Below are 12,009 nucleotides of genomic sequence, written 5' to 3'. Positions count from 1 at the left end.
GGGGCGGATTCCGCCCTCACGCAAGCGTATTGCCGTAATTCGTCAATCCGGCCTACAGCAAACGTTTGCGATGCCTTGTATGAGTTCGAAACCAAATAGCCGGATCACCAAAAAAGACCGGCATTAAAAAAAGAAAGAAAGGAGCTTCACCCCATGAAACTGAGTAGCACCGCGTTATTGGCCCTGGCCATCAGCAGCATCACCGCCACAGCGTACGCAGAACCTGCAAGTCAGGAGTTCGTCCCTACCACATTGGCCGGCAGTAGCGCCCAAAGCGAGGCCAAAGGCTTTATCGATGGACAAAGCCTGGGCGGCACAACGCGTAACTGGTATGCCAACGAACTGAAACGTCGTGACGACACTTTCAGCTACAAGAAAAACAGCGTGAAGAACGATCCGACCGCCCCTAAAACCCCGACACAACGTCGTATCAACTGGGTTCAAGGCACCATCGTCAACTACTCCTCGGGCTTCACCCAAGGCACCGTTGGCGTCAGCACCGAAGTCGCCGCCTACAACGCCATCGTTCTGGACCGTGACCGCAAGGACATTGCAGGTGGCTCCAACCGCACCCTGGCAGACTCCAACGGCGATGCCGTAGACCAGTGGAGCAAACTGGGCCTGGCCAACGTCAAATTTCGTGTCTCGAACTCCACGCTGACCGCCGGTCGCCAGAACTTCAGCACGCCGATCGTCGACGTCATCGGCAACCGTCCGCTGCCTTCGAGCTTTGAAGGTATCAGCCTGCACAGCGAAGAATTCAACAACCTGTCGTTCGACCTGGCCGGTTTCGACCGCGTTTCGCCACGTACCGAACAGAGCCTGTCAAAGTTCCGCAGCGAGTACTCCGCCACCGGCGTTGAAACCGACAAGGTCTACACCGCAGGCGTGAACTACCAGCCGTTCAATAGCCTGAAAACCAGCCTGTACGGCGCCAACGTCGAAGACTTCTGGAACCAGTACTACTTCGGCGCCACCCACGAACTGGGTGACAGCCAGGTGCTGAGCCTGACCACCGGCCTGAACTACTACAAAACCGTCGACGAAGGCAAAAAGTTGATGGGTGAGATCGACAACGACACCTACTCGCTGTCGCTCGGCCTGACTCACCAGGCCCACAGCCTGACCTTCTCGTACCAGGAAGTGAACGGTAACGAGTACTTCGACTACCTGCACGAAACCAACGGCATCTACCTGGCCAACTCCCTGCTGTCGGACTTCAACGGCCCGAACGAGAAGTCCTTCCAAATCGCCTACGGCCTCAACATGGCTGAATACGGCGTACCCGGTCTGAAGTTCAACATCTACCAGGCTCGCGGCTGGGGTATTGACGGTACTCACTACCGCGGCACGGCTTACACCGATCCGGGCGCCAAGCGCGGCGACCTGAGCCTGATGGACGGCGAAACCCACTACGAATACGGCATTGGTGCGTCCTACGCCGTGCAGAGCGGCCCACTCAAGGCCACCGCCATTCGCGCGTCGTACACCACTCACCGTGCCAGCGAAAACCAGGCTGATGGCAACATCAACGAGTTCCGTCTCGTGACCACCATCCCGTTCAACATTCTGTAAAAACGCACGCCTGCGGCTGACTCATGACGAGTCGGCCGTTTGGTTTTCTTCAGTTCAACCGATTGCAGAGGGTTCTTTGATGAAAATGCTTCCCCTACGTGCGGCCATCGCGGCCGCGTTGCTGAGTGTCGCTGTTGGCGTCTCGGCCAAACCCCTGGTGGTCTGCACCGAAGCCAGTCCGGAAGGCTTCGACATGGTCCAGTACACGACTGCAGTCACCGCCGATGCGGTGGCCGAAACCATCTTCAATCGTCTGGCGGACTTCAAGCCCGGCACCACTGAAGTGATTCCGGCACTGGCCGACTCCTGGGACATCAGCGAAGACGGTCTGACCTACACGTTCCACCTGCGCAAAGGCGTCAAGTTCCACACCACCGAATACTTCAAGCCGACCCGCGACATGAACGCTGACGACGTGGTCTGGAGCTTCCAGCGTCAGCTGGACCCGAATCACCCGTGGCACAAACTGTCGAGCGTGGGCTTCCCGTACTTTGAAAGCATGGGCTTCAAGGAACTGCTCAAAAGTGTCGAGAAGATCGACGACAACACGGTCACCTTCACCCTGACCCGCCGCGAAGCGCCGTTCCTGGCCGACATCGCCATGGCCTTCTCCTCGATCTACTCCGCCGAGTATGCCGACCAGCTGCTCAAGGCCAACAAGACCGGCGACCTGAACAACAAGCCTGTCGGCACCGGCCCGTTCGTTTTCCAGCGTTACAACAAGGACGCTCAAGTCCGCTTCAAGGCCAACGCGGATTACTTCCGTGGCAAGCCACCGGCTGATTCGCTGATCCTGGCCATCGCCACCGACAACAACGTGCGCCTGCAAAAACTGAAAGCCAACGAATGCCAGATTGCGCTGTATCCAAAGCCAGATGACATTCCGAGCATCAAGAAAGACGCCAAACTGAGTGTCGATGAACTGAACGCGATGACGGTCTCGTACATCGCCATGAACACCTCGCACAAGTACATGAGCGATGTGCGCGTACGTAAAGCCATCGATATCGCCTTCGACAAGGCCGCATACGTCAACGCGCTGTTCGGCAAAGGCAATGCGACCGTGGCGGTCAATCCGTACCCGGACACCCTGCTGGGCTACAACCACGACCTGAAGAATCCACCACGTGATCTGGACAAGGCTCGCGCCTTGCTCAAGGAAGCCGGCGTGCCGGATGGCACTACGTTTACCCTGTTCACCCGTAACGGCGGCGGTCCAACCAACCCGAACCCGATGCTCGGCGCACAGATGATGCAGGCCGACCTGGCCCAGGTCGGGATCAAGGTCGATATTCGCGTCATGGAGTGGGGCGAAATGCTCAAGCGCGCGAAAAACGGCGAGCACGACATGGTGTCTGCCGGATGGGCGGGCGATAACGGCGACCCGGATAACTTCCTGACGCCTATGCTCAGTTGCGAGGCCGCCAAAAACGGCGAAAACTATGCACGTTGGTGCAATGAGAAGTTCCAGACGCTGATCGATGAAGCCAGGGCTAAAGTTAACCCGGCGGAACGTGCAGCGCTCTATGAGCAAGCCCAAGAAGTCTTTAACCAGGACCAACCTTGGATCAGTATGGCGCACACCCGTATGTTCACCGCAATGCGCAACAACGTAGAGGGCTATCACATTAGCCCGCTCACCACTAATAACTTCGCCACCACCCAGGTGAAGTAGATAAGAAAACTCCCGGCGTCCCTGACCCCAGGGACGCCAGGCACGCCTAACCGGCTGATGAGGTACACCACAAGATGTTTAGTTTTATTGCCCGCCGATTGGGGTTATTGATCCCCACGTTCTTCGGCATCACCTTGCTGACTTTCGCGTTGATTCGCATGATTCCTGGCGACCCCGTGGAAGTAATGATGGGCGAACGTCGAGTCGACCCCGAAATGCACGCTCAGGCAATGGAACGCCTAGGTCTGAACAAACCCCTGTATGCCCAATACCTGGATTACGTTGGCAAACTGGCCCACGGCGATCTCGGCGAATCCCTGCGTACCCGTGAAAGTGTCTGGAGCGAATTCACTTCTCTATTCCCCGCGACCCTGGAACTGTCCATGGCCGCCCTGTTGTTCGCCGGCATCCTGGGCCTTCTGGCCGGTGTGATCGCGGCACTCAAGCGAGGATCCCTGTTCGACCATGGGGTGATGGGCGTCTCCCTGGCGGGATACTCGATGCCGATCTTCTGGTGGGGCCTGATCCTGATCATGTTCTTCTCGGTGTCCCTGGGCTGGACCCCGGTGTCCGGGCGGATCGACCTGCTCTATGACATCGAGCCGCGGACCGGTTTCATGCTCATCGACACGCTGCTGGCCGATGACGTCGGTGCGTTCTTCGATGCGCTGCACCACCTGATCCTGCCGGCCATTGTGCTCGGTACCATTCCGCTGGCAGTGATCGCGCGGATGACCCGTTCTTCGATGCTCGAAGTGCTGCGTGAAGACTACATCCGTACCGCCCGCGCCAAAGGCCTGTCGCCGTCGCGCGTGGTGTTCGTTCACGGCCTGCGTAACGCGCTGATTCCGGTACTGACCGTGGTTGGCCTGCAAGTCGGCACATTGCTGGCCGGTGCGGTCCTGACCGAAACCATCTTCTCCTGGCCCGGCATCGGCAAATGGCTGATCGAAGCCATTGGCGCACGGGATTATCCCGTGGTGCAAAACGGCATCCTGTTAATCGCCTGCCTGGTGATTCTGGTCAACTTCGTGGTGGACATCCTCTACGGCTTTGCCAACCCACGCATTCGTCACCAGCGCTGAGATCATTATGACCATGACCACTTCAATTCCAGCGGTAGCAGTCGATCAAAGTCTGCTGTATCCGTCTCCATACAAAGAATTCTGGCAAGCGTTCTCCAAGAACAAAGGCGCCGTCGCCGGCCTGCTGTTCATGCTGCTGGTGATTTTCTGCGCCCTGTTCGCCCCTTGGGTCGCGCCGCATAACCCGAGCGAGCAATTCCGCGACTTCCTGCTCACCCCGCCGTCCTGGCTGGAAGGTGGGCAAATCCAGTTCCTGCTCGGCACCGATGAACTGGGTCGCGACCTGCTGTCGCGGCTGATCCACGGTTCGCGCCTGTCCCTGCTGATCGGTTTGTCGTCGGTGGTGATGTCGCTGATTCCGGGCATCCTTTTGGGTCTGTTCGCCGGGTTCTTCCCGCGCTTGCTCGGCCCGACCATCATGCGTCTGATGGACATCATGCTGGCCCTGCCGTCCCTGCTGCTGGCGGTGGCGATTGTCGCCATCCTCGGCCCTGGCCTGATCAACACCATTATTGCCATCGCCGTGGTTTCGTTGCCGTCCTATGTTCGTCTGACCCGCGCCGCGGTGATGGGCGAACTGAACCGCGACTACGTGACCGCCGCGCGCCTGGCCGGTGCCAATCTGCCACGCCTGATGTTCGTCACCGTGCTGCCTAACTGCATGGCGCCGCTGATCGTTCAGGCGACCTTGAGTTTCTCCTCGGCGATCCTCGATGCCGCCGCACTGGGCTTCCTCGGCCTTGGCGTACAACCGCCAACCCCTGAGTGGGGCACCATGCTGGCTTCGGCTCGCGACTACATCGAACGCGCCTGGTGGGTCGTCAGTCTGCCTGGTTTGACCATTTTGCTCAGCGTGCTGGCAATCAACTTGATGGGCGACGGCCTGCGCGATGCGCTGGACCCGAAACTCAAGAACGCCGCCTGAGGAGATTCAAATGTCACTGTTAGAAATCAAGAATCTCAACGTTCGCTTCGGCGACAAGAACGCCGTTCCGGTGGTCGACGGTCTCGACATTACCGTGGACAAGGGCGAAGTGCTGGCCATCGTTGGTGAATCGGGTTCCGGCAAGTCCGTGACCATGATGGCGCTGATGGGCCTGATCGAACATCCGGGGATCGTCACCGCCGACGCCCTGAATTTCGATGGCAAGAACATGCTCAAACTCAGCAACCGTCAGCGTCGGCAGATTGTTGGCAAAGACCTGGCCATGGTGTTCCAGGACCCGATGACCGCGCTGAACCCGAGCTACACCGTCGGTTTCCAGATCGAAGAAGTGCTGCGCCTGCACCTGAAAATGTCCGGCAAGCAAGCCCGCAAGCGCGCCATCGAACTGCTGGAAAAAGTTGAAATCCCGGGCGCCGCCAGCCGTATGGATGCTTACCCGCATCAACTCTCCGGTGGTATGAGCCAGCGTGTTGCGATCGCCATGGCGATTGCCGGCGAACCGAAACTGCTGATCGCCGACGAACCAACCACAGCACTGGACGTAACGATTCAGGCGCAGATCATGGACCTGCTGTTGGCCCTGCAGAAAGAGCAGAACATGGGCCTGGTGCTGATCACTCACGACCTCGCGGTCGTGGCCGAAACCGCTCAGCGCGTGTGCGTGATGTACGCCGGCCAAGCGGTCGAAGTGGGTCAGGTGCCTCAGCTGTTCGACATTCCGGCGCATCCGTACAGCGAAGCGCTGCTCAAGGCGATTCCGGAACACAGCCTGGGCGCCACGCGCCTGGCGACGCTGCCGGGCATCGTTCCCGGTCGTTATGACCGTCCGCAGGGTTGCCTGCTGTCGCCGCGCTGCCCGTATGTGCAGGATACCTGCCGTCAGCAACGTCCAACCCTTGACCCGAAAAGCAACAGCCTCGCCCGCTGCTTCTACCCGCTGAATCAGGAGGTGGCGTAATGGCCGTCGTACTTACCGCCCGCGACCTGACCCGTCACTACGAAGTGTCCCGTGGCCTGTTCAAGGGCCATGCGACCGTTCGCGCCCTGAATGGTGTGTCGTTCGAACTGGAAGCCGGCAAGACCCTCGCTGTCGTCGGCGAATCGGGCTGCGGCAAATCCACCCTGGCCCGTGCCCTGACGCTGATCGAAGAGCCGTCCTCCGGTTCCTTGAAAATCGCCGGGCAGGAAGTCACCGGTGCCGACAAGGCTCAGCGCAAGCAACTGCGCAAAGACGTGCAGATGGTGTTCCAGAGCCCTTACGCGTCGTTGAACCCACGGCAAAAAGTCGGTGATCAGCTCGGCGAGCCGCTGCTGATCAACACCAACCTTTCCGCCGCCGAACGTCGCGAGAAAGTGCAGGCGATGATGAAGCAGGTGGGCTTGCGTCCTGAGCACTACCAGCGTTATCCGCACATGTTCTCTGGTGGTCAGCGTCAGCGGATCGCCCTGGCCCGCGCGATGATGTTGCAGCCTAAAGTGCTGGTCGCGGATGAACCGACCTCAGCGCTGGACGTGTCCATTCAGGCGCAGGTGCTGAACCTGTTCATGGACTTGCAGCAAGAGTTCAACACCGCTTACGTGTTCATCTCCCACAACCTGGCGGTGGTGCAACACGTCGCCGATGACGTGATGGTAATGTACCTCGGTCGCCCGGTGGAAATGGGTCCGAAAAACGACATCTATGAGCGTCCTCTGCACCCGTACACCCAGGCGTTGCTGTCGGCCACCCCGACCATTCACCCGGACCCGAACAAGCCGAAAATCAAGATCGTCGGTGAATTGCCCAACCCGCTGAACCCGCCGTCCGGCTGCGCTTTCCACAAGCGCTGCCCGTACGCGACCGAGCGCTGCAGCACTGAAGAGCCGGCCTTGCGCCTGCTCGACAGCCGCCAGGTGGCTTGCCACTACGCCGAGCAGTTTCTCGACGGCGCCGCGTAACAAAATGTGGGAGCGAGCCTGCTCGCGAAAGCAGTCTTTCAGTCGACATTGGTGGTGACTGATAAAACGCCTTCGCGAGCAGGCTCGCTCCCACAGGGATATCTGAGCTGTTCAATAACCTCTTCTGCCCCGGCTGCGCATCAGTCGAGCAGGAGGGGTTTTCTTTTGCCTGTCATTTAAGCCCCTTCATCTTCGTCAGTGTCCGGTTCATCAGTAGTCGAGTCGTCATCGTCAGCGCTGCCGCCCTGCCCCTGATCACCGGGCTCGGATTCCGATTTGGCGATCATCATGCCACTGTGCGCCACCGGCCCACTCGAAGCCTGCTCTCCGTGATCCTCGCACTCGGCCCACGCCGCCGACATACCAACGGACAGCATCACCAAAACCTTAAGCAACAGCACAATGCGTTGAAAAATGCTCATAGCCGATTCCATCCTTTCTTGAGTGGTGCATGGGGTGCTTGTCTGGCGCTGTGTGAAATCTAGTTCCGATTCACCCGATTCTCCAGATAGGACGCTAACGAATGGACAGAATGCCGCCGAGAGGGAGATTGGTTTTGCATAATGTCTATAACCAGATCAGCTAAGTTAAGCAGGCTCGCCGTGCGCCGAGGAGAGAACCCGTTGCCGCTCCGACAAACGTGTTGCTTGATAAAACAGCGGTATGGACAACACCGCCAGCGCCGCGCTTGCGAGCCAGACACTGTGGCCACCGAAATGACCGTAAAGCTGCCCGCCAAGCACAGGCGAAAGCAGCGCGCTCGCACTCCAGCACATGAAGAACAGGCCGAAGTACTGGCCGCTTTTTCCGGCCTGCGCGTGCTGCATGACGAGTACATTCAGCGGCGGCATGAACAGGGCTTCCCCCAGGGTCCAGACCACAGTCGAAAGGCAGGCGTAAAACACCCCGGAACCGAGCGGCAACATGCCGAGTCCGACCGCCAGCAACACACATCCCGCCGCCAGTTGCCGGCGCGCGCCCCAGCGTTCACCCCAGTGCGAAAGCGGTATTTGCAATACCACAATCAGCATCGCATTGAGCCCGAACTGCCAACCGATGGCTTCAGTGCTCAACCGGTAGTAATCCCGCAGGTAATTGCCGAGCATGCTGTAGATCGAGTCGAACGCCATGCCGAGCAGGATCACTGCTGCCAGCAACCAGAGGAACGGTCGATCTCGATAGGGGACGCCTGTGCCTGTGCCGACATCGGGCGTTTCGTCAGGAATCAGCACTGGTCGATGCCATGTCGTGCGGACAAACCAAAGCAATGCCAGCAGGGTCATGGCCGCGCTGACAAAAAACACCCAGCGAAAATCGGTCTGCGCCAGCACCCCGCCCGCCAAGCCAGCGGCAGCCATTCCGAGGTTTCTGGCGACACGGCTCAAGGTCTGCGCGCGAGGACGCTGCGCCACCTCGCAGTACTCCATGATCAGCCGCTGATGCAGCGTACGAATAGCTCCGTCGAGTGTCCCGCTGAGCAAAAGCAAACCTGCCAGCAGCGGCACCTGCGTGGTCAGCCCGAGCAAGACCAGCGTCCACACCGAGGCAAAAAACAGCGCAGCCGTCAGCCGCGCCGTGGGCACATGATCGCTCAGCCATCCACCCAGCATCGAACCGATCAGCAGTCCGGCGCCATAAGCGGACAGCAGCCAGCCGACTGTTTCAATGGCCAGCCCCAGTTCCTGACGCAGGTACAGCGCCATGAACAGCTTGACCATGCTGCTCAAGCGATTGATGAAAAGCAGCGCCGCCAGCACCCAGGCCATGGTGCAGAAATAGCCGTCCAGCCGCAGCAGGTGAGTCAGCCGAATTGTCATTCCATTGATCCCTTGTGCTCCTGCTCGTGGAAAGTCGCTGCTTGCGAAATGTCCTCTGAACACTAGACGTCGACGAGTTCATTGTCGCGAGGAAAAGCCCCGATAATGGAAAACCAGAGTCAAGCTACGAAATCACGGGAAAATACCTACAGAAAAACCTCACACGCAGATCGCTTGGTACTGATCAAAGATCAGGGGCACCACACAACCCGTAGGAGCAAAGCTTGCTCGCGATGACAATTTCGAAACCGCCATCGCCGGCAAGCCGTGCTCCTACATACTCAAGATCAATGCACGCAGCCTGTCAGAAATCTGGGTCGTTGCGAACCATGATAATTCCTTGCAGGATTGAAGCCTCGCGCGAGGCAACGTCTGGCACAGATTCGCCATGAACGCTTGAAAGGATTTAGAGAACAGTTCAAGGAAGACATCCGGCTGATCCACAGCCGTGGAGTAAAGCACAAGCCCTAACTACGCAAGCTGAGAGTGAGCACTCAGACAAAGGCTACCGCCATGGATCTATCGCAGACACTGCTGCAACTCGAACAACGCCTCCAGTCGCAAGATGTTCGGTGCGATGCCGAAGAAATCGCCCTTCTGATCGCCGACGACTTCATCGAGTTTGGCGCCAGCGGCAGCACTTGGACCAAAGCCGACCTAGTCGAGCATTTGCCCGATCAGCCCTTTACCAAACGCACGATCAGCGAATTCGCAGTCAAACAGCTGTCAGAACACACCGTGCTTGTGACCTACCACTGTCACACCGCCACCAGCAGCCAGCGCGCCCCTGCCAACAGCTTGCGTTGTTCGATTTGGCGTAAGCAAGATGAGCAATGGCAGATGGTTTTCCATCAAGGGACATTTATCCTGCAGCAGTGAGCACAAAACCTGTGGGAGCGGGCTTGCTCGCGAAGGGGCCATCAGCCTCATCACTTCTGTTGGCGGGTCTATTGCTTTCGCGAGCAAGCCCGCTCCCACAGGGATTTCGCTTAACTGGCTGAAATCGGGTCAGCAAAAAACCCCACTGCTTTCGCAACGGGGTTTTTGATGTAGCCGATCAGCGCTTAGTGATGCTCACGCGTCGCCCTGAATTTCACGTCCGGCCAGCGCTCTTCCATCAACGCCAGGTTGACCCGCGTCGGGGCCAGGTAGGTCAGGTGACCGCCGCCGTCAATCGCGAGGTTTTCCACAGCCTTGACGCTGAACTCTTCGAGCTTCTTCTTATCGCTGCAATCGATCCAGCGCGCGGAATAAACGGTGATCGGCTCATAGGAGCACTCGACCTTGTATTCCTCTTTCAAACGGCTGGCGACCACATCGAACTGCAGCACACCGACGGCGCCGAGGATGATGTCGTTGCTGCGCGTCGGGAAGAACACTTGGGTCGCGCCCTCTTCCGCCAATTGCTGCAGCCCCTGACGCAGTTGCTTGGATTTCAGCGGATCGCGCAGACGCACGCGACGGAACAGTTCCGGGGCGAAGTGCGGAATGCCGGTGAAGCCCAGGACTTCGCCTTCGGTGAAGGTGTCGCCGATCTGGATGGTGCCGTGGTTGTGCAAACCAATGATGTCGCCGGCAAACGCTTCTTCCAGTTGCTCACGCTCGGAGGAGAAGAAGGTCAGCGCATCGCCGATCCGCACATCTTTGCCGGTGCGCACGTGGCGCATCTTCATGCCTTTTTCGTATTTGCCGGAGCAGATACGCATGAAGGCGATACGGTCGCGGTGTTTCGGGTCCATGTTCGCCTGGATCTTGAACACGAAGCCGGCGAATTTCTCTTCAACTGGCTCAACAGTGCGCTCGTTGGCGACACGGGCCAGCGGTTTCGGCGCCCAGTTGACCACGGCGTCGAGCACATGATCGACACCGAAGTTGCCCAGTGCAGTACCGAAGAACACCGGGGTCAGTTGGCCGTCGAGGAATTCCTGTTGATTGAATTCGTGACAGGCGCCCTGCACCAGTTCCAGCTGATCGACGAAGCGATCGTACTCGTCGCCCAAGTGCGCGCGGGCTTCATCGGAGTCGAGTTTCTCGATGATTTTCACATCGGTGCGCTCGTGGCCGTGGCCAGCGGTGTACACGATGATGTAGTCGTCGGCGAGGTGATAAACGCCCTTGAAATCGCGGTAGCAACCGATCGGCCAGGTGATCGGCGCTGCCTTGATCTTCAGGACCGCTTCGATTTCGTCGAGCAGTTCGATCGGGTCGCGGATGTCACGGTCGAGTTTGTTGATGAAGCTCACAATCGGCGTGTCACGCAGACGGCAGACGTCCATCAGCGCGATGGTGCGTGGCTCTACACCCTTACCGCCGTCGAGAACCATCAAGGCCGAGTCAACCGCCGTCAGGGTGCGGTAGGTATCTTCGGAGAAGTCTTCGTGGCCCGGGGTGTCGAGCAGGTTGATCATGTGGTCGCGATACGGGAACTGCATGACCGACGTGGTAATGGAAATACCCCGTTGTTTTTCCATTTCCATCCAGTCGGAGGTGGCATGGCGGTCAGACTTGCGAGATTTCACCGTGCCAGCAATCGCAATCGCCTTGCCCATCAGCAAGAGCTTCTCGGTGATGGTGGTTTTACCGGCATCGGGGTGGGAAATAATGGCGAAAGTGCGGCGTTTCGCGACTTCGGCGGCCTGTTTGGTCATGGGAAATCGCCTGGCAGGTGATTCAAAAAAGGGCGGCGAGTATAGCGCAAACCGAGCCTTACGGACCACCGTTCGCCCGTAGCAGCTGCCGAGCCTGCGAGGCTGCGTTCGGCGGCGAAGCCGTCGTAAAACCTGACGCTGCGGTGTATCAGGCAGACCGCGTGAGTGAACTCTACGACGGCTCCGCCGCCGAACGCAGCCTCGCAGGCTCGACAGCTGCTACGGGCGGCAAGATGAGATGCGTGGTAGCTAAATGCTGTTAATTATGGAACCTTTTAAAAGGTGCAGACGTCCACTCCCCTGTTACGGCACTCGTACCAGGGGC

The 12,009-nt window shown here is 58.7% G+C and carries 10 protein-coding genes; 7 read left to right on the top strand and 3 right to left on the bottom strand.

What is annotated here, in order from left to right; all coding sequences use genetic code 11:
* Nucleotides 1-153 precede the first annotated feature (153 nt).
* The 6 genes from ASC74_RS18075 (at nt 154) to ASC74_RS18050 (ending at nt 7,219) form a co-directional block, all read left to right on the top strand.
* On the top strand, nt 154-1,575 hold the full coding sequence (locus ASC74_RS18075) for an OprD family porin (RefSeq protein ID WP_056742901.1): 1,422 nt from the start codon (nt 154-156) through the stop codon (nt 1,573-1,575).
* Between the two features lie 79 nt (nt 1,576-1,654).
* Nucleotides 1,655-3,250, top strand: a complete 1,596-nt coding sequence (locus tag ASC74_RS18070) for an ABC transporter substrate-binding protein (protein ID WP_056742899.1) — start codon at nt 1,655-1,657, stop codon at nt 3,248-3,250.
* Nucleotides 3,251-3,324: 74 nt separating this feature from the next.
* Nucleotides 3,325-4,335, top strand: a complete 1,011-nt coding sequence (locus tag ASC74_RS18065; protein WP_008148942.1) for an ABC transporter permease subunit — start codon at nt 3,325-3,327, stop codon at nt 4,333-4,335.
* A 13-nt stretch (nt 4,336-4,348) separates the two neighbouring features.
* A complete protein-coding gene (locus tag ASC74_RS18060; protein ID WP_056743242.1) occupies nt 4,349-5,260 on the top strand; it encodes an ABC transporter permease subunit in 912 nt (303 codons plus the stop codon).
* A gap of 10 nt (nt 5,261-5,270) precedes the next feature.
* Nucleotides 5,271-6,239: an ABC transporter ATP-binding protein gene (locus tag ASC74_RS18055; protein ID WP_046045820.1), complete on the top strand. Its 969-nt coding sequence runs from the start codon at nt 5,271-5,273 to the stop codon at nt 6,237-6,239.
* Nucleotides 6,239-7,219, top strand: coding sequence for a peptide ABC transporter ATP-binding protein (locus tag ASC74_RS18050; protein WP_046045819.1), 981 nt, complete (start codon nt 6,239-6,241; stop codon nt 7,217-7,219). Before ASC74_RS18055 ends, ASC74_RS18050 begins: the two co-directional genes overlap by 1 nt.
* Nucleotides 7,220-7,395: 176 nt before the next feature.
* Here ASC74_RS18050 and ASC74_RS18045 read toward each other — a convergent pair whose 3' ends face one another.
* Nucleotides 7,396-7,641: a hypothetical protein gene (locus ASC74_RS18045; RefSeq protein ID WP_056742897.1), complete on the bottom strand. Its 246-nt coding sequence runs from the start codon at nt 7,639-7,641 to the stop codon at nt 7,396-7,398.
* Nucleotides 7,642-7,806: 165 nt separating this feature from the next.
* Nucleotides 7,807-9,036, bottom strand: coding sequence for an MFS transporter (locus ASC74_RS18040; protein WP_056742895.1), 1,230 nt, complete (start codon nt 9,034-9,036; stop codon nt 7,807-7,809).
* 513 nt (nt 9,037-9,549) lie between these two features.
* Here ASC74_RS18040 and ASC74_RS18035 point away from each other — a divergent pair.
* Entirely contained in the window at nt 9,550-9,915 is a 366-nt protein-coding gene (locus ASC74_RS18035; RefSeq protein ID WP_056742892.1) for a nuclear transport factor 2 family protein, read from the top strand.
* A gap of 185 nt (nt 9,916-10,100) precedes the next feature.
* On the opposite strand, the gene ASC74_RS18030 is transcribed toward ASC74_RS18035, so the two are convergent.
* The gene (locus ASC74_RS18030; protein ID WP_056742891.1) at nt 10,101-11,684 is read right to left on the bottom strand and encodes a peptide chain release factor 3; all 1,584 of its coding nucleotides are present in this window, start codon (nt 11,682-11,684) and stop codon (nt 10,101-10,103) included.
* Nucleotides 11,685-12,009: the final 325 nt, after the last annotated feature.

This window comes from Pseudomonas sp. Root329 (assembly GCF_001424925.1).
Taxonomy (GTDB): Bacteria; Pseudomonadota; Gammaproteobacteria; order Pseudomonadales; family Pseudomonadaceae; genus Aquipseudomonas; species Aquipseudomonas arabinosi.
The sequence above is the reverse complement of the archived record's forward strand: the minus strand, read 5'-3'. Positions and strand labels throughout refer to the sequence as shown.